This window comes from Blautia liquoris (assembly GCF_015159595.1).
GTDB classification, from domain to species: domain Bacteria; phylum Bacillota; class Clostridia; order Lachnospirales; family Lachnospiraceae; genus Novisyntrophococcus; species Novisyntrophococcus liquoris.
The window spans coordinates 2808584-2828026 of the sequence record NZ_CP063304.1 but is presented as its reverse complement, the minus strand read 5'-3'; the positions used below and the strand labels follow the sequence as shown (position 1 = coordinate 2828026).

The 19443-nt window shown below is 39.2% G+C and carries 16 protein-coding genes and 2 pseudogenes; 15 read left to right on the top strand and 3 right to left on the bottom strand.

Going from position 1 to position 19443, the window contains the following annotated elements; translation table 11 throughout:
* Positions 1–229: 229 nt before the first annotated feature.
* The 4 genes from INP51_RS12660 to INP51_RS12645 all read left to right on the top strand — a co-directional run bounded on the left by INP51_RS12660 (position 230) and on the right by INP51_RS12645 (position 4943).
* Positions 230–1573 (top strand): ABC transporter substrate-binding protein, encoded by a 1344-nt coding sequence (locus INP51_RS12660; protein ID WP_193735202.1) that lies wholly within the window; start codon positions 230–232, stop codon positions 1571–1573.
* A 113-nt stretch (positions 1574–1686) separates the two neighbouring features.
* On the top strand, positions 1687–2568 hold the full coding sequence (locus INP51_RS12655; RefSeq protein WP_193735201.1) for a carbohydrate ABC transporter permease: 882 nt from the start codon (positions 1687–1689) through the stop codon (positions 2566–2568).
* 15 nt (positions 2569–2583) lie between these two features.
* Positions 2584–3372, top strand: a complete 789-nt coding sequence (locus tag INP51_RS12650; RefSeq protein WP_193735200.1) for a carbohydrate ABC transporter permease — start codon at positions 2584–2586, stop codon at positions 3370–3372.
* A 29-nt stretch (positions 3373–3401) separates the two neighbouring features.
* On the top strand, positions 3402–4943 hold the full coding sequence (locus tag INP51_RS12645; RefSeq protein WP_193735199.1) for an ADP-ribosylglycohydrolase family protein: 1542 nt from the start codon (positions 3402–3404) through the stop codon (positions 4941–4943).
* A 415-nt stretch (positions 4944–5358) separates the two neighbouring features.
* On the opposite strand, the gene INP51_RS12640 is transcribed toward INP51_RS12645, so the two are convergent.
* The gene (locus INP51_RS12640) at positions 5359–6873 is read right to left on the bottom strand and encodes a helix-turn-helix transcriptional regulator (protein WP_193735198.1); all 1515 of its coding nucleotides are present in this window, start codon (positions 6871–6873) and stop codon (positions 5359–5361) included.
* Between the two features lie 210 nt (positions 6874–7083).
* On the opposite strand from INP51_RS12640, the pseudogene INP51_RS12630 reads away from it, so the two are divergent.
* From INP51_RS12630 to INP51_RS16570, 11 genes and pseudogenes are all read left to right on the top strand, one after another.
* A pseudogene (locus INP51_RS12630) lies at positions 7084–8439 on the top strand (ISLre2 family transposase).
* A gap of 257 nt (positions 8440–8696) precedes the next feature.
* Positions 8697–8930, top strand: a complete 234-nt coding sequence (locus INP51_RS12625) for a hypothetical protein (protein WP_193735195.1) — start codon at positions 8697–8699, stop codon at positions 8928–8930.
* Complete coding sequence (locus tag INP51_RS12620) at positions 8927–9472, top strand: N-acetyltransferase (RefSeq protein ID WP_193735194.1); 546 nt, start codon at positions 8927–8929, stop codon at positions 9470–9472. Before INP51_RS12625 ends, INP51_RS12620 begins: the two co-directional genes overlap by 4 nt.
* Before the next feature lie 116 nt (positions 9473–9588).
* The gene (locus INP51_RS12615) at positions 9589–9951 is read left to right on the top strand and encodes a hypothetical protein (protein WP_193735193.1); all 363 of its coding nucleotides are present in this window, start codon (positions 9589–9591) and stop codon (positions 9949–9951) included.
* Between the two features lie 183 nt (positions 9952–10134).
* Positions 10135–10746, top strand: a complete 612-nt coding sequence (locus INP51_RS12610) for a carbohydrate ABC transporter permease (RefSeq protein WP_331463454.1) — start codon at positions 10135–10137, stop codon at positions 10744–10746.
* Positions 10746–11573, top strand: a complete 828-nt coding sequence (locus tag INP51_RS12605; protein WP_193735192.1) for a carbohydrate ABC transporter permease — start codon at positions 10746–10748, stop codon at positions 11571–11573. Before INP51_RS12610 ends, INP51_RS12605 begins: the two co-directional genes overlap by 1 nt.
* A 58-nt stretch (positions 11574–11631) precedes the next feature.
* Positions 11632–13884 (top strand): alpha-xylosidase, encoded by a 2253-nt coding sequence (gene yicI, locus INP51_RS12600; RefSeq protein WP_193735191.1) that lies wholly within the window; start codon positions 11632–11634, stop codon positions 13882–13884.
* A 245-nt stretch (positions 13885–14129) separates the two neighbouring features.
* The gene (locus INP51_RS12595) at positions 14130–14537 is read left to right on the top strand and encodes a hypothetical protein (RefSeq protein ID WP_193735190.1); all 408 of its coding nucleotides are present in this window, start codon (positions 14130–14132) and stop codon (positions 14535–14537) included.
* Between the two features lie 311 nt (positions 14538–14848).
* Entirely contained in the window at positions 14849–15259 is a 411-nt protein-coding gene (locus tag INP51_RS12590) for a hypothetical protein (protein ID WP_193735189.1), read from the top strand.
* Between the two features lie 26 nt (positions 15260–15285).
* Positions 15286–16281, top strand: coding sequence for a type II TA system antitoxin MqsA family protein (locus INP51_RS12585; RefSeq protein ID WP_193735188.1), 996 nt, complete (start codon positions 15286–15288; stop codon positions 16279–16281).
* A gap of 267 nt (positions 16282–16548) precedes the next feature.
* Positions 16549–16662 (top strand): annotated as a pseudogene (locus INP51_RS16570) (glycerate kinase); the annotation flags it as partial.
* Between the two features lie 323 nt (positions 16663–16985).
* On the opposite strand, the gene INP51_RS12575 reads toward INP51_RS16570, so the two are convergent.
* Together INP51_RS12575 and INP51_RS12570 are read right to left on the bottom strand one after the other, a co-directional pair.
* Complete coding sequence (locus tag INP51_RS12575) at positions 16986–17738, bottom strand: TIGR03915 family putative DNA repair protein (protein ID WP_193735186.1); 753 nt, start codon at positions 17736–17738, stop codon at positions 16986–16988.
* 19 nt (positions 17739–17757) lie between these two features.
* Positions 17758–19230 carry a putative DNA modification/repair radical SAM protein gene (locus INP51_RS12570; protein ID WP_193735185.1) on the bottom strand — a complete coding sequence of 491 codons (1473 nt, stop codon included), beginning with the start codon at positions 19228–19230 and terminating at the stop codon, positions 17758–17760.
* Positions 19231–19443 lie beyond the last annotated feature (213 nt).

The following is a 19443-nucleotide window of genomic DNA, read 5'->3' as shown; positions in this document are numbered from 1 at the left end:
ACTGATACTTCGGATGCGGCGGTAGATGCACATGTTACTAATTGGCTGAATAACAGTTCATAAAAAGAAAAACGAAGAATAAGTGTTGGACCCAAAAAAAACCCCCTATAAAAACAAGAAATAAACTCTTCATATTACTTGTAAAAGAGAGTAATATGTTTAATAACAAATCCGGAAAATAAAGTGATTTCACAACTTAATCAATTCGAGTCTCAAGGAGGAATATTGTATGAAAAAGCAGATGGCATTGGCATTGGTTCTGTGCATGACCGCATCACTTGTTGGATGTGGAAGCGGGACATCAAAAGAGGAAAAATCAGCAGAAGGTGAAAAAGTTAAATTAAAGGTACAGTCATGGCAGTATGCGTTAGGAAATTATAAAGGTTTCAGTGAAGATGATGATATCGAAAAGGCTATCGAGGAAGAGTTCGAGAAGAGCCATCCGAATATTGATGTAGAAATTATTTTGACACGTCAGGAAGATCATTATAATCAATTAAAAGTTGATTTTCCAGCAGGAACAGCGCCAGATGTTATTGGTATTGCAGCGGGGGCAACGCTGGAGCAATTCAAGAGTCAGTTGGAACCGCTAGCACCATACGCAGAGGAAGAATGGGGAGAAAATTGGTTAGACAAATTTGCTCCTGATGCATTTACAAATATCAGAATGTCAGGAGATGAGACGTATGCATTCCCAAGTGCGATGTCGGTAGCAGGCACAGTTTGGTATGCAGGTGAGCAGCTGAAGGCCGGCGGTGTGGAGTCTATGCCAACTACATGGGATGAGCTAGAAGATGCAACAAAGACATTAAGAGAGAATGGAAGTATTCCATTGGAATTCGGCGGACAAGATACATGGCAGAATTATGATATGTTTATCACACTTCTGGCAAGCCTGAATAAGGATGTCTGCAATAAGGTGTTTACATTAGAGGAAGAATGGAATCAGGAAGATGTAATTAAAGCATTTGAATATTATCAGAAATTATATACAGATGGTATTGTGCAGGATGGAGCAACAACAACACCACTTTATAATGAAGGATATTCTCTGTGGAAAGATGATAATGGTGAGGGCGTTGTACCGATGATTTTCAATGGTTCATGGGATTTGGGGTCATTGAACAGTAACAACAGCTTTTATGAAACTTATGCAGCACGTGATATCGGAGTATCTGCACTTCCTGCAATAGAAGGAAAAGACAGTATGGCAATTACAGCACCTGATGTATCATGGGCAATCAGTGGCTCCAGTGAAGTGAAAGATGCTGCGTGGGAGTTTGTAAAGTGGATGTGTGACGATATGCAGCAGTCAGTAGTAGATGGTCTGGGATTTTTCAGTGTTCTAAAAGATGCTCCGGCTATGACAACGGAAACAACAGAGGCATATCAAAAAGCATATGATGCCATTGTAGCTATCATTGCAAGTGGTAACACAGTGGGATTCAGAGAAGCACTCTATCCGGAAATGGGTGACGCACTGTATGATAATCTACAATTATTGGCAACAGGCGGAACTACACCTGAAGAGGCTACTTTGGCAATGGATACTGCTTGTGAAGCGTTAAAATAGTTCTGAAATTTAAATTTTGAAAATTGTGAAGAGGTCAGGAAAGCAGGAAAGACTTGTTTTCGGGGATCTCTTTATTCTTCCCGAAAGATTATAAAAAACAAGAGGTGAGATTTATGATTAACTATAGAAATAGTAAAAAACTAGGTTATTTGTTTGTGATACCACTGTGCGTGTTTGTATTTGTTTTTATGGTCTATCCGATTATTTATAACATACAGAATAGTTTCCATGATTGGAATGGAATTGAGGTCGAAAAAACATTTATTGGACTGCAGAATTATATTGAGCTTTTCCGTGATCCTATTTTTAAAACAGTATTGAAGAATTTTGCCTTATTTGCAGTCTTTACAGTTGGTGTTCAATGTGTTCTCGGGCTTTTGATTGCAAATCTGTTTCGAAAGAAGTTTTTTGGAAGAGACATAGCTAAGGCAATTGTCTTCATGCCGGCAGTTCTTTCATCCGTTATTATTGGTCAGATATTTTTCCGTATTATGGATCCTAATGTAGGCTATTTGAATTCATTTTTTAAAGCTGTAGGTTTGGACTTTCTTGCAGGGGCATGGCTGTCAGATCCGAAGACCGCATTTTTTGTGATTATTATTATCAATATCTGGCAGTGGACAGGATATTCTGTAACACTCTATTATGGGGCGATGATGGGAATTTCAAATGATATGTATGAGGCGGCTAAGATTGATGGTGCAAGTGGATTTCAGATATTGAAGAGTATTACAATACCATTAGTCCGCGGAACAACATATAATCTGACAATTATTGGAGTAATAGGAGCGTTAAAGCAGTATGATCTGGTTGCGGTTATGACAGCTGGAGGACCTGCAAATTCTACCCAGACATTTGCATCATACATGTATCAGGCTTCATTCGGGACATATCGACAGGGGTATGCGAGTGCAATAGCAGTTGTCATGTTTATCATTGCTATGATTATCACGATTATACAGCTTCGTATGTATAACTCAAAAACACTTTATTAGGAGGGATAAGTAAAAATGAAAAAAACAGAGGCAATGAAAAAAATAGTAACCTATCTTATCACTCTGCTGTTAATCGCCATTATACTGATTCCGATTTTGATTTTGATTTATGGATCTTTAAAAGGGGGCGGCATAAAAAATTATATTGACGTATTGACCAATTATCATATAGAAATGTATTTCAAAAATAGTATTTTTGTTACAGTCATTGTTGTTGTGATGGTTGTGTTTATGGATATTCTGGCAGGATTTGCACTTTCGAAACTACAGTTTCCAGGAAAAAATTTTATTTATGTTTTCTTATTATCTGCATTACTTCTTCCTGCAGCGGCGATTATGGTTCCGGTTTTTCAGATCAGTTCCAAGCTGGGAATATTAAATACTTATATTTCATTGGTAGGACCTTATGTTGTGTTAATTGCACCGTTTAATCTGCTTACAGTTAAAAATGGTTTTGATGCACTACCAAATACTGTTTTAGAGGCGGCACTGATAGACGGATGCTCTACATTCAAAGCATTGTGGAAAATTGCAGTTCCTATGTGCAGACCGTCTATTATGATGGCCGTTATCTGGACTTTTTTGTCTAGTTGGAATGAATATTTATTTGCATCTATTATGCTGAGAGAAGAGTCAATGATGACAATAACTGTTATTCCGACTAAGTTTCAACAGATGTATGGAGGAAATACAGGTAAATTGTTTGCGTCACTGTTTATTATCATCATTCCGGTAATGATTGTCTATTTTATTCTGCAGAAATTTGTGACATCAGGAATGAATGACGGAGCTGTAAAAGAATAAAAACTTAGAGTAATAGGAGAGATAAAAGGATGATGGATAGAGAGTTATATAGAAAAAAACTTCAGGGATGCTGGTTGGGCAAGAATGTTGGAGGAACACTTGGTATGCCTATGGAATGGGAGCGTGCAGCAAATGATGTGACATATTACACACATGAAAGCAAAGGGAAACCGCTGGCAAATGATGATTTGGATATACAGATTCTTTGGCTTATTGCATTGGAAGATAAGGGACTGCATATTGATGCAAAAATTCTTGGCGAATACTTTAATGAATTTATGATATTTACGCATGCAGAATATGGGACTGCTAAGACAAATTTACGTGCAGGATTACAACCCCCGGTTACAGGAACATTTAATAATGAATTTAAAGACAGTTGTGGTTCTTATATACGTTCGGAAATTTGGGCATGCATATTCCCTGGATATCCGGAATTAGCAGCTAAATATGCTTATGAGGATGCAGTTGTAGACCATGGAAACGGAGAAGGCGTATATGCTGAGGTGTTTATTGCTGCCATGGAGAGTGCTGCTTTTTATGAAACGGATATACGAAGGCTGATAGAAATCGGACTGTCATATATTCCGGAGAAATGTGATTTGTATTGTTGTATCCGTGAGGCAATCGAGGCTTATGATAAAGGTATCAGCTGGAAAGATTCTAGAGAAATGATAATGAAAGATTATGTCGGACATTTGGAGTGGCACGGAATTGCGGTCGAAGATGCGGAAAAAGGATATGATCAGGGAAAAATGGGATGGGATGTTCCATCTAACATCATGATTATTGTATTTTCCTTGTTATATGGAAAAGGAGATTTTGATAAATCTATCTGTACGGCAGTTCACTATGGTGAGGATACAGACTGTACAGCGGGAACAATCGCGTCAATGTTCGGAATTATGTATGGTACGGACTGTATGGATGAAAAATGGCTGAAACCAATCGGGAATGCAATCGTAACAGTTAGCCTTGATCCGTTCAGATTGGAAAAAAAGATACCGCATACGATTGATGAATTGGCAGAACGGGTAGAAAAGATACATAATGTAGCTATGAGTGAGTTTGGACTGGATGCAAAGGCAGAAGATTTTATGGCACCATCATATTTCGCAAATATTTACAAGGATTTAGACGTGGTCAAATACGAGTTTCCATATTTGACAGTAAGGCTTGATTATTGTGGAGATCCTGTTTTGAAAAAGGATGAGTCAAAAAAAATCAGAATTATCTTGTCAAACAATTCAAAATCTATAAATTCGGACAGAGTGAAAGTATATTTGTATACCAGAGATGGGTATCAGGTAATGCCTTCAAATGAGCAGGCTGTATTTCTAACAATGGCACATATGGGTTCAGGAATGAAATCAATTGAGTTTGAAATCAGTACTGAAAATATAGAGACAAATATCCACTATTTTATAGCAGAAATACGTTTTGAAGAAAATAAGAACAGTCACGTAATGACAGTGCCTTTTGTATTGTTAAGTGAATCAGGAACAGTGGTTCCGGTTGAATGGGAGCGGAAGATAAAAGGTGGAAAAGTGATTAGTATGCCGAGAATCTGAAAATTGTGTAATAATTGAAATGAAGAGGAAGAAAACATGAATTACACATTTTCAGGGATATAATACTAATAAGCCGTGTTTTCAACTTAGAAAGAACGTAATCGAAGCTGAGGTCAGAGAGACGAAAGAAGATTATGTTATGCATGCCGGAAAAATAGTAATAAGAGTAACAAAAAAAGTATTGATTGTTGGAAAAAGTGGAGAGGTATGTGGTGAAATTCAGGCAAAAAGAACGGAATAAATGTGGAGGTAGATGTAAAAGGGAAAATTACAAATCTAAAGTTTTCTGTTTTTAATGATGAGTTATGCAGAATAAAAATTAGAGAACTATAAGTGAATAAAGGTATTGGTAATAGACAAAGAAATAACAGAAAACATCAGGAGTAAACGGAAGGTACTTCTGGTGTTTTCTGCTTCAGCGTGTATTGTTTTCTTGTTTAGAATCCAAACGGTGGACGGAAGAGGGAGAAATATGGAATTGCTGTTTGAATAGCGTTCGGAAATATTTTAAGTCACTGTAGCCAAGGAGCGCGGCTACTTCTGCAACCTTTCTGCCGTTCTGAAGAAGTTCAAAGGCTTTTTGCATTTTATGTCTTGATACATAGGAAATAAAAGTTTCCTGAGTTTCTTTTTTAAACATTGTACTAAAGTAAGATGTGTTATAACCAAAAAAACCCGCTGTGCTTTCCAATGTGATTTTTTCTAACAAGTGATGATTAATAAATTCAAGAACGTCTTCTATTTGGAATCCCTGTCCTTTTTTTACTTGTATATTATTCAAGGTGTAGTTTAACCAGTCAAAAAACCATTCTTTTAATTCATCAACGCTATGAATATGAAAGAGTTCGTAAACCTCCCATCCGTTCTTTATACGTGTTGCATGTAGAGTATACATATCAAAAATAACATATTTGATACTGCTGTAGAGATTAAGCAGATCCATTTGTATGTTTTCAAGGGTATAGTTCATTTTTTGACATTCATCAAACCAGTCGTGCGTTAATTTTAAAATACCGTCTCCGTTTCTGTATTCCAGAGTAGAACGGATCTGCCGTTCGATTTCAACAAGGCGGATAGGTTTAGAGGCAGATTTTACACTGGAACTGATTTCGTCGAATGAAATGGCCGGATGATATAAATAATCAATATAGTATGTTTCTTTTGCTTCAAGAAAAGATTTATATGCACCATATAATCCGGTGTGGATACAACCTATCCATACATCACGATATTGTTTGGTCTGACAGCGGTGAATGAGTGTTTCGCGCAGACTAATCAGATTTTGAAATTGGTCTATGTATGTCCAAAAAAGAATCAGCACCTTTTTATCAGAGTATTTCATTATTAAAAAGTTTTTTGTTATACTCCAAAGTTTAAAAATATATTTGTCGGCTTTATAGGGGGAATCCAATTGTACAACACATGAAAAGAATTGAAACAACGGGAAAATAGATTGATATTTTTTAAAAGTGAAAGAAGAGGCTGATTTATCTAAAAGAAGCGCCTCAAAATCTTTCGTATTGTTTTCGGAAAATAAATCATCGGAAGAAATGCTATTTTCTGTGGTTTTATATAAGTGAAAATAGTCTATCAGTTTTCTGGTAGAGTTTATTTCCGATTTTTCAATATACAGTGCGGTGCATCCGATCTGTTGCAGATGGTTATGAAACGGATGAAGCTGTTTTGGTGTACCTGTAAAAGCAAATCCGCAGTGGTATCGTGCAGATAGATAAGCAGACATTAATCGGAAGTTTTTAATGCTGTTGGTACTACAGTCAGTAATGATAAGAGCTGGGATATTCTGAGGAAGATAATCCACAAATTCATTATAGTCCTTCAATGTGTCGACTGTAACCTGTTCATGCTGGAAAGCAGAACGTATATTTTCTGAAAAAGTTGAATTTTTTGATACAGCAAGAATAATGTACACAATAATACTCCTTTTCTGAAAAGTTATTTGAAGGGCAAAAATTCATGTATTTATTATATAACGAAAAAAAAATACAGGCAATGAGAAAACTGTGGAAAATCAGAGAAAAACACAATATTTTCTAAAAGAGGCTGTCTATTGGCAGAAAAAATTTATATTTTTTCAATTGTCTACTTGACGGGGAGCAGTTCAAAATAGATAGGCAGGGAAATGACCAAAATCCTATTGGAATCATATGACAAACAGCTGGCAGAGTCGAGGGACAAAGCTGTTTACCGGGACAAAGGAAGCCGACAGACCTCTATCAAAACAGTATATGGCACGGTTGAGTATTCAAGGAAAATATACCGTACAGTAAACGAAGATGGGCAGGCCACACACGTATTTCTACTGGATAAATCGATGCATATGGATAAAATAGGATTGATTTCTAAGAACCATGCCGAGAAGATAGCACTTACAGTAACGGAATCCCCATACCGTGTGACCTCTGAGATCATAAGCAGCATCTGCGGACAGAATATCAGTGCAGGTGGAGTCTGGAACATCATGCAGCGTCTGGGAGAACGTATTGACGAAGAGGAACGTCATGCGGTAAAGCAGATGGATGCAGACCAGACGGAAGGACAAAAAAGCATCCCGGTTCTTTTTGAAGAAATGGATGGGATATAGCTCCATATGCAAAATGAAAAGCATAAGAAGATGAAAAAGCAGGAAATGAAGGTATTTACGATGTATGAAGGCTGGGATGCTGAAAAAGAGAAGCAGAAACGGAGTACGTTGGTGGGGAAAACAATGCTTGCAGGAATGGAAAACAGTACCGAGTTTCATGCCAAAAGAGAAGCCTGTATTCGAAAAAAATACGATGCAGATGAAATTGGACAGAGAATATTAAACGGAGATGGTGGAAGCTGGATCAAAGAGCCCTATGACCCCGAAACAATTTTTCAGCTGGACAGATACCATATTTATCAGGAAATCCTAAGAAAGATCAGAGATAAAAAAGCACAGAACGATATCAGAAGTTTGTTTGATGAAAGAAAAATGGATGAGATGCTGGAGTATATTCAGACCTATGCAACAAGTATCGAGAGCCCGGAAGTAGCAGATAAATCAAGCAAAAAGGCAAGGGAGCTATATCAATATCTGAGTAATAACAAAGAAGGTCTGCTGCCATATAACAAGAGGGGGATTACAATCCCAGAACCGGAAGAAGGTATTGTGTATAAGGGTATGGGGATACAGGAAAGTCAGAACTGTACTGTGATCACGTTGCGGATGAAACACCGGAGGATGCGCTGGTCAGCAAAAGGAGCCAATAACCTTGCAAAAGCCCTATATCGAAAAGAGAACAAGGAGCTAGTAGAAACCATAGATCGTTATACAGATGGGCTTATATTTACGCTGCAGTTGCAGGAAATTGTAGAAACATTAAGCGCGGCAAAAGCTCCAAAGAAGGATGGAAAAGGAAATCCATATGCGGATCGATTTAACCATCATATGCCACTGTTTGAAGCAATGCAGACCGCATCAAGAAAAGCATTTAAAAAAGCATTTGGATATTGATAAAAGAACCTGAATGGCAGGCTTATTTGGTGAACAAAAAAATATAAAAATATCATTTTAGAAAAACAATGAGAAAGTTGCCAACATTTACTTGACACAAACCTGTATCATGGTTTGACTTGATTTTTATCCATGGTAAGGGTATAATATAAAACATAGAACAGCGTGAATCAATAAATTATTAGAGGTAACTACAGGTACACAGATTGACACATTTTGCACTTCGAACTTGTTATAATACATTTGAGGTGATGAATATGTGTAAAGAAAATAAGAACACTAAAAATACTAAAAATACCAAAGAGGAGGATGAAAATATGAATGCATATGCAATAAAACCAAATAGTCCATTTGTGGCATCAAAACCATTGAAAAGAACATCTGCATCAAAAGAAAATATTGAACGTATTAAGCTCATGGAATCTCATGATTTCTCCTTTGATATACTTGAAGACAACAAGGTTGAAATTAAGGTAACTAAGAAAAAATGAGAATTATAAAATACGAACAAGCCTATCAGACTTTGATATCAAAGTTTACATGTGGAAATATTGTAATTGATAATTTTTTAAAATCGAGTGATGCCCTTGATGATAATCAGGGTGTCACTTATATTATGCTATCTGATAATGAAAACATGATAATTGGCTATTATAATATCAGCACTGGCAGAGTGGATCAGATTGAAAGAGTAAATAATGTGGATTATTATGTTCCAATGGGAGGCTCTGTAAATATTAACTATCTTGCAATCGCTAAGGAATACCAAAGAATAAACATTTACAAAGGTGAAAAAACCAAAGTATATTTGGGTGATTACCTATTGCATGATTGTGAAAAACGGATCGCCATGTTACAAAAAATAGTTGGGATTTCTTTCATAACGTTAAATTCAACCGAACAGGGATATCATTTATATCACGAACGCAACAGCTACTCTGATTTTGAAGAAGACATGAGTACTTTTGTACCTGAAAGCGATAAGTTGTGTTATAAATTATATAAATGGATAGATGACATTGTTATTACATAGGGAAATTCAAAATTATCTCATGAGTAGTGTAAAAAAAGTTGTGTCTCAGGTAAAAAACTCCTTTTTGGCAAGAATCCAGGTATGAATAAATACTGAAGACATTTTTCAAAAAAGCAGTGAAATTGTGTCAAGCTGACAGCATAAGGGTTTTGCGAATCAGCGATTATAATACGACAGGCCTTACCGGTTCCATGGAGATGAAACCCTCTCCGTGGAATGATCTGGTAAAATCTTCAGGCGTTTCCAATAAAAGCGGAGAATCCGGAGGCAGTTTTGGGATCGGAAAATCCGCTCCATTTGCATGCTCGGATTTGAGAACTCTTTTCTACCATACGCTTGATAAGGATGGGATCCGCTCATACCAGGGAGCCGCAAACCTTGCATCCTTTCAATATCCGGACGAACGAAAATGGCTGAAGAAGAATAAGGGCGAGATTACTAAGGGAAAAGGATATGGAATTCTAGGATTTATACAATGAGTTTTTTGTAGAATTCTGACATTCGTACAATGAGTTTTTGTTTGTAAAGTGACTTGATAGGGTATACTCCTGGCATCTGGCTAAAAATAATGAACAAAACGATTCAATACTGACTATTAATGATATTGAATACAAAGGTAGATTCTTATTTATCTGGGATGAAAATCAGGAAAAACAAGTAAATTGCTGCTGACGCAGAAATTTATTAAAGGTAAGAATCTACATCGCATGATTATCTTTTCCCCACAGGTAATGTCATATTTGGTGGTGGGCCTGGTATTTAAGAGTATGCTTCATCCGACCACAGGGTTTTTAAATGATTTTCTTCGTAAAATCGGTCTTGGCGCGCTGGCAAAAAACTGGCTTACGGACCTACATCTGGTTTTTCCTACCGTTATGACAGTAGATACCTGGAAAGGTATGGGGTACATTATGGTGGTAGTCATTGCGGGGCTGATGTCCATATCACCGGAATATTACGAGGCCGCCAGTATTGACGGTGCCAGCTTCTTTCAGAAACTGCGCTGCATTACTCTGCCGCTTTTAAAACCTGTGCTTGTCAATGTGACTGTATTAAATGTGACCTATGGGCTTCGTGTATTTGATATGATTTATTCGCTGACCAATGGCGGACCCGGAAATGCCACCGGTGTAATTAACACTGCTGTGTATAAAGAGTTTTCCAAAGGAGATCTGGCCATGGGAACCACACTTTCGAGTGTATTGTTCTTCATTGTGCTAGCCCTCTTGTATTTTATTATCAAGTCAATGGAAAATAAGGAGGTGGAAGTCTGATGGGAAAAACAGGTAAGATTGTTGGACATCTAATCGGTAATATTGTATCGGTTTTTATCAGCCTTGTGGTGATTATACCGCTTGTAGTTTTATTCCTGAACTCGTTTAAGACCTCTGCTGAAGCAAACAGGATGACTCTTTCTCTGCCGACAAAGTGGGTGTTTGAAAATTATGCGACCGTCATAGAACAGGGGAAGCTGGTGTCCGCATTTCTCAATGGTTTTTTATATTCCACTTGTAGTGTAGTCATCATCGTTGTTGTTGTAGGTGCTGCTGCGTTCGTGATTTCGAGAAACAATAAAGGTGTTAACCGTTTTCTTTATTATTTCATCATTTCAGGTATTGCGATGCCGATTAACAATGTTGCACTTATGAAGGTTATGCAGTCATTCCATATCGTGAATACAAGAATTGGAATTATACTGCTTTATGCCGCCATTAATATTCCGCTGAGCTTGTTCCTGGCTTACGGGTTTGTAGAGACGATTCCGAGAGAAATTGATGAAGCGGCTGTAATTGACGGGTGCAAGCCGTGGCAGCTTTTTGTCAAAGTAATTGCTCCGTTGCTAAAGCCCATTGTGTCAACACTGTTTGTTCTGGATTTTATGGCGGTGTGGAACGATTTCACCATGCCTTTGTATTATCTGAACAATTCAAAAAAATGGCCGATGACACTGGCAGTCTATAACTTCTTTGGCGCATTCGAAAACTCCTGGAACCTGGTTGCTGCAGACATTATACTGACGCTCGCACCGGTCCTTCTGGTATTTGTACTGGGACAGAAATACATTGTCGGAGGGGTATCGGCCGGCTCTGTTAAGGGATGAGCGCGTCCGGAAAATCTACTGACCACATGATTAACTTAGATTGAGAGAGGGAAAGGCAATGAAATTTACAGATGGATATTGGTGTGTGAAGAAAGAGATTACACCGCTTTATGCAGTAGAGTATTGTGACAGCCGGATAAACGGCGATGAACTGATCGTATATGCACCGGGAAAGCATATTTCCGACAGAGGAGACTGCCTGAATCTGGGCATGATTACCATCCGGCTGACAAGTCCCATGGAGGATGTGATCAAGGTATCTGTGTCCCACTTTGAAGGAACCGCCTACAAGGGTCCTTTTGCACAGGTGAAGCATACCGCTCCACATGTGACAATCGAAGAAACAGAAGATAGTATTATCTATAAGAGTGGAAGTACCAAGGCAATCATAGATAAGCGGCCTGATTCCTGGGGCATACGCTTTATGGATAAAGAGAGAGAACTTACAAACACGGGATTTCGCAATATAGCGCATATGACAAATAATAAGACCAATCGATGCTATATGGTGGATCAGCTTTCGCTGGATGTTGACGAATATGTTTATGGCCTAGGAGAGCGATTTACACCATTTATCAAGAATGGACAGGTTGTGGAGATGTGGAATGAGGACGGCGGCACAGCCAGTGAGATTGCCTACAAGAATGTTCCATTCTATATCACCAATAAAGGATATGGTGTGCTGCTGGACAATGAGGGCGATGCATCCTATGAGATAGCCAGTGAGAAAGTAGAGCGGGTGCAGTTTTCGGTCGAAGGAGAACGACTGGACTATTATGTTATCAATGGGCATACACCGAAGGGGACTATTGCCAGATATACGGAGCTGACCGGAAAACCCGCACTGCCGCCGGCCTGGTCTTTTGGCCTCTGGCTGACCACATCCTTCACGACGAACTATGATGAGGATACAACCAGCAGCTTTATTCAGGGAATGGCGGATCGTGATATTCCGTTACATGTGTTTCATTTTGACTGTTATTGGATGGAGGCGTATGAATGGTGCAACTTCACATGGGATCCTGCGACATTTCCAGACCCGGAAGGGATGCTGAAACGTTATCATGACCGGGGGCTGAGGATCTGTGTGTGGATCAATCCGTATATTGGACAAAAATCACCGCTGTTTCAGGAAGGGTCAAAGCTGGGATATTTAGTTAAAAAATCAAATGGTGATGTATGGCAGACCGATATGTGGCAGGCTGGAATGGGACTTGTGGATTTCACAAATCCAAAAGCCAGTGCATGGTACCAGGATAAACTGAAAAAGCTTCTGGATATGGGAGTAGACTGTTTTAAGACGGATTTCGGTGAGCGAATTCCGGTAAAAGACATTGCCTACTATGATGGATCTGAGCCTGTGAAAATGCATAATTATTATACACAGTTATATAATCAGGCTGTATTCGAGCTGTTAGAACGTGAGCGTGGCGAAGGCGAGGCTGTATTGTTTGCCCGTTCCGCAACCGTGGGAGGACAGAAGTTTCCTGCTCACTGGGGCGGTGACTGTTCGGCAACATATCCATCTATGGCAGAGACCATCCGCAGCGGATTATCCCTGGCCTGTGCGGGATTTGGGTTCTGGAGCCATGATATCAGCGGATTTGAGAAGACAGCTCCTGCAGATATCTACAAGAGATGGTGTCAGTTTGGCCTTTTAAGTTCCCACAGCCGGCTTCATGGCTCATCTTCTTACCGGGTGCCATGGCTTTTTGACGAGGAGGCCTGCGATGTCCTGCGAAAGTTTGTAAAACTGAAATGCGCGCTGATGCCTTATCTTTACCGGCAGGCGGTGAAGACTCACGAGGAGGGGATACCGATGATGCGCCCCATGTTTGTAGAATTTCCGGAAGACAGGGCCTGTGAAACACCAGACAAGCAGTATATGTTCGGAGATTCTCTTCTGGTGGCACCAGTATTTAAGGAGTCCGGGGAGGTGGAATATTATCTTCCGGAGGGCAGGTGGGTGAACCTGCTGACTGGGGATGTGGTCATAGGAGGAAAGTGGAAAAAAGAGATACATGATTACTTCTCATTGCCGCTGTTGGTACGTCCAAACTCGATTTTGGCTGTGGGAAGCTGCGATACAAAGCCGGATTATGATTATTGTGATGGTGTAAAGCTGTGCCTTTCTATCTTTGACGAGGGAGCTTCTGCCAGTACTGAGGTTACAGATTTAAGCGGCAAAGCAGTCATGACTGTACATGTCAAAAGAAAAGGCAAAACGATTTTTCTACATGTGGAAGGCGGTATTGGAAACTGGAGTTATGAAGTACTGGGAAATCAGGAGATTTCTGTAGAAATGGAATAAAATTATCTGATCCTTAAAAAGAACATACATAAAAGTTTGTAATGATAAGAACCGTACTGGAGAATTACATCTCTGGTGCGGTTCTTTGTACAGAAGAAAATGCAGGATATCTTACGAAAGCATATTTAGAGATGAACAAAAATTAATTTAGATAAAAGTTGAAGCTTTAGTCGTTTGTGAAATGACTAAAGTTATTTCCAACAAAGAAGGAGAATATAGTATGTGGCTTCTTATAGAAGGACGGTATGATGCTTGACTACTTTGCTCCTTTGAAATATTGCTTTGGGTGGGTGTTGCCATCTGTAATGGTTTCGTCCGCAGTAGGAATGTTATTAACCGAGCTTACAAATACACCGATTGCCATTGCTGTTCAAGGATTATGGTGGTTTATAGACATGAATTTAGGTATTCAAAGTATAAAGGGCGGTTATCCTCTGTTTAGTTTATCCCCACGCCACAATTCATTGCAACTGACACAGGTTTTTATTGACAATTTTAGTAATCTTGTTGCTAACAGGCTATTATTTACGGGATTTGCCTTGTTACTGGTGTTTGTAACAGTCTTAATCTACGAACGGAAAAGGAGGGGCAAGTTGAATGAATATGATAAAGCTAAAAAAACATTTGCAGATATGGAAGATAGCGAAAGTTAATCTGAAACATAATTTTATTGTACATTTTATCATATCAGTTGTAATTATCCTGTTAACGCCTGTATTGTTTGGAACATCAGATTTAGGTACTGCAATGGTTTATGACAACAGGGACAGGCCTGGTGGCAGGAAATCTGGCATATAACAGTCTGTGACCTTCTTGGAAGTCGTAATCGTATAGATGAGGAAACCGTAATTGCTGCAATTGTTGGACTGGACACAAGATTCATTTTATGAATGTATCAATTAGTACATAATTATTGACAAAGAGCATATAATAAAGTATCATTGTATTACAAAGAGGTGATGCAGTGAATCCATATTATAATCAGAATTATACCAGAGAAGAAATAAATAGAATCCTGTATAAGATTAAAAAGTGCATTGATAACAATAGGTTTACGATAGCATTAAATCAAAACAGGCAGGAAAATATAAACTTCATAAATGAGTATAATATTCGAAGTGATAGACAAAAGAGCATTCTGCTCCAGATTAAACCAGAGGATTTTTGCCATTCACTACAGAATACAAAACCCGGTTATGAATATGAAGTTTTATATGTTTTTGTTCCCCAGGTCCAATTGTTTCATGCGGATGGTAAAGAAGAAACTGTGGACGTATATACTAAGTTTAATGTGATTGATCTGCCTGGTGGCATTAGGACAGTAGTAATATCTTTTCATAAACGTAACAAGCCGGTTGAGTACCTTTTCAGGTAAATTGGGAATTGAAGGGAGGCATTACTGTGAATGAAAGAATAGTATTTTGTGAAGAATGTAGAAACGATGTATCTTATACTGTTATTGAAAAGCAAATGACAGGTACGATTAAAGATGAGAAGTATATTTATATGGGAAAAGAGGCCCATTGTGCGGAGTGTGGATCTGAAGTATATGTGGATGAGATAAATGATTATAATTTAAGAGCACTGTATGATCAATACAGAAAGAAACATGATATTATTTCTCTGGATGAGCTTTTGAAAATACCTGAGAAATATGCAATTGGAAAACGAAATCTTTCGTTATTGCTGGGTTGGGGGGAACAAACATTTTCACGGTATTGTGATGGGGATATGCCAACAAAACAATATTCTGACACATTAAAACAGATTAATAATGATCCTGTCTATTATGATGTATTGCTTGAGAAAAACAAACAGAATTTAAAAACTGCAAAAGCTTATGAAAAGAGTAAAAAAGCTGTCGGTGCATTGCTGGGCGCGAAAGAACATGGAGCCAATAAGATAGATCTGAGCATTGAGTATTTGCTTTGCCGATGCCAGGACATTACACCATTGGCGTTACAAAAGGCATTGTATTATGTTCAGGGGTTTTATTATGCATTTTATAAAACATTTTTATTTCCGGAAGAATGTGAAGCCTGGATTCATGGACCAGTTTATCGTGACATTTATTATAGATATCGTGATTATAGATTTGATTCAATTGAAAGTAGCGGTGGATGTGATGACTCTGAATTTTCCTCATCAGAAAAAGCTGTTTTGGATAGCGTTGCTAAAAACATATGCTGCTATAGTGGAAAAGTTTTAGAGAAGTTTACACATTCTGAGTCACCGTGGATATTAGCCAGAGGAGAACTGCCAGAGAATGTATCATATAACAGAACCATTCAGAAAGATCAGATTGGAAACTATTTTAATGCGGTGAAAGAAAAGTATAACATGATTAATCCAAATGATATCAAAAAATATGCGCAGACTATGTTTCAGCAAATATAGACCGCAAAGTGCTTATCGGGTAATGACCATTTTGGGTACGCATAGCCAAAAATAAAGAGAACCCTTGAGGAATCTGGTAAAAAGGCTGATTCTTCCAAGGTTCTCTTTATGTTCATTTCTTATTATCTTTCCTTACTTTAGGGGTTTAAAAACATGGTTCAACGAAGAAATCGGAAAGGCGAATCGCTTAAAAGAGGGAGATGTATTTGACAATTTTTGCGAACGGAGATACAGTAAAGCAAAAGAACTGATGCAGAAAAGGAGAATTTGAGGAACCCTGGGAACACCACAACTTATGAAACTGGAGAATTGATAAAAGATGCCCTGGAACGCGGATTTACGGACATTTCTATTGCAATCGGCGGCTCGACCACCAATAATGAAAGAAGACTTAGAGAAATATATTTATCCAGCTTTGAAACTGCAGTCAAAAAGGCGCAGCCGTGGACCGTTATGTGTTCATTCGAAGGGCTAATGCTCTATATTCTGATGATACATAGGCAGGCCCGTAACCGAGCAAAAACCGTGGGGCACACGGGGGATAGCCTGTAGATACTTAGCCCGTTGGGGCTATTGAACAGGAAGCCCTCACTTCAAAATCATGAGATTTAAGTGGTGGGAGTAGGTCACTTACGGCAATTACTCTATCAGAGCTGCCTGCCAGAAGATTTGCCCGAGATATATCAATATCTGCTGGAAAATAACTAAAATTCCGTTACGTGTTTCCGGCACCATAAGGGGATATGGTTTCTCTGACATTTGTAGTTTTTTCGTTCTTTGATTCCAATAGTTTCAAAAAAGCCTTTCCAAAGCTCCACATATGGATCTGACTTGTCTTCCAGGCTTTTTATACGGTCAAATTCCTCTTTTGAAAGAGAGGTAAGATAAAACTCGGAATTTCTGGGATGAACGACAGCTGTTTTTCGGTTGTCATCTATAATCATCCAGTTTTCTGAGGGCATGCGATCCTCAAATTGTGGTGCCAGAAAAGTCAGGATATCAGAACGAGGTTCAATATGGGACACCAATACACCATCCTGCATAAGGGTGAAACGCAGAAATTCCTGAAACTGATGAGATTCATTAAGGACGCTTCTGTTCACTTCAAAAATTGCGGAAACAGCCGGAATTTGAAGCATATTCACAACTTTGCTGCCGTAAGTAAAACCAAAAAGCAGAAAACGGTATATCACGTCCAACTTATCTGGAACTTGAGACATGGCGCAGCGAAAGACCATCTGATAGGCTTCAAAAGATATTTTATGTTGTATGGAGTTGATGACACTGACAGTTTTCCTCTTATCTGCATCGACATGAAGATAGTCGCAGAATAATTCCAGATTTCCGACTGGTTCCGTGAGCAGCCGGATATTTTTATGTCCAAGTTTAGAATCCCAGGCATCATAAATACAGGTCATCATATCTTCAAATTGATCGAAGCATGTAAAAATTGTCATATAAAATACCTCCTGGGAGTTAAAGCTGCCCGAAAACTGTTTGCTGCACATCGGTCGTATCGGGCTGTATCTGAAACATCTGATCATCAAACAGAGATAGCTGCCTGTAGGAGCCGGGATGATCAATGTCCCAGGATTTCTGGTAATCCTCACCAATTAACTGGCGTGTGATGAAGTCTTCATCAATCCTTATATGATACATCATCTTGCCCTGACAGGTAATAAAGTATTTCGCGCGTTTTAATACAACACCTATTTTTTTTAAAGAATCAAAGGTAAGAACTCCGGTGCGCCGGCTCTTAACAATCCGCATTGCTGACTTGGTACCTATCCCGGGGACTTTCAGAAGGGCAGCGTAGTCAGCCCGGTTAATTTCCACCGGGAACTGTTCCAGATGACGCAGTGCCCAGTCACACTTGGGATCTAGGAAGACATTGAAATTCGGACGGTCCATGCTGAGCAGATCCTCGGCATGAAATCCATAATAACGTAGCAGCCAATCGGCCTGGTACAAGCGGTGTTCCCGTAAAAGAGGAGGGGGAGTGTCAAGCGGCGGGAGATTCGCATCTTCGTTCAATGGAACATAAGCGGAGTAAAAAACTCTTTTTAAGTCGTATTGCTGATATAGCTGCTGAGAAGTAGTCAGAAGCTGATAATCATTCTCTTCTGTGGCACCGATAATCATCTGTGTACTTTGCCCGGCCGGCACAAAAGGGGCCGGCTTCTCTGCTTGGGGGGGATGGAAAGTGCTTACTTGGGGGTACTGATGATTTTCTTTGATATATTTTGGAGAGCTATCAAAGATGCTGTCGGAAAGATAGCGGTTTTGGCTGCTTCGCTCCATACGGGAGTCTTTTCCGATAGAGAGACGATAATCGGCGATTCGATGCTGTATCTGCCCCATGGGTTTTAATATGGCTGTCTGTGTTTTATGAGGTGCCAGTTCTTTCAATCCTTCCGCTGTAGGAAGTTCCAGATTGATACTCATGCGGTCGGCCAGATATCCCACCTGTTCCAAAAGCTCTCCGGGAGCATTTGGAATTGCTTTTACATGGATATAACCATTGAAATGATATTGGTTACGCAAAAGATAAAGGGTGCGGTACATTAATTCCATGGTATAGGTGGGATTTTTACACACACCGGAGCTTAAGAACAGACCTTCGATGTAATTCCGCCGATAGAACTCTATTACCAGCTGGCAGATTTCCTCCGGCTTGAAGGTAGCCCGCACGCGATCATTACTGGAGCGGTTCAGACAGTATTTGCAGTCATAAACACACTCATTACTCTGCAGAATCTTTAAAAGTGAGATACATCTTCCGTCTGAGGCAAAGCTATGGCAGATTCCTGCAGCACAGGAATTGCCCAGGCTTCCTTTCTGTCCCCTGCGGTCTACTCCGCTGGAGGTACAGGCCACATCATACTTTGCGGCGTCTGCGAGAATATTCAGTTTTTCCTGCAAGGATAGTTCATCTGATAAAATTTTCATATGCGAAACCTCGAATGTATGTTCTTATCAGATGATAACATACGAAAGAAGAAAATGCAATAAAAATCGAACAAAAGTTCGATGAATTTACTCAGTGACTTGAAATTGACATGGTCACTCACCTACCAGCCTGTTTCTATTCATGCCCTGGAGTTATCACATACTTCCTGTTCCCTGGCAAGTCGTTTCCCGTAAGGAGTTGTACACAATCCA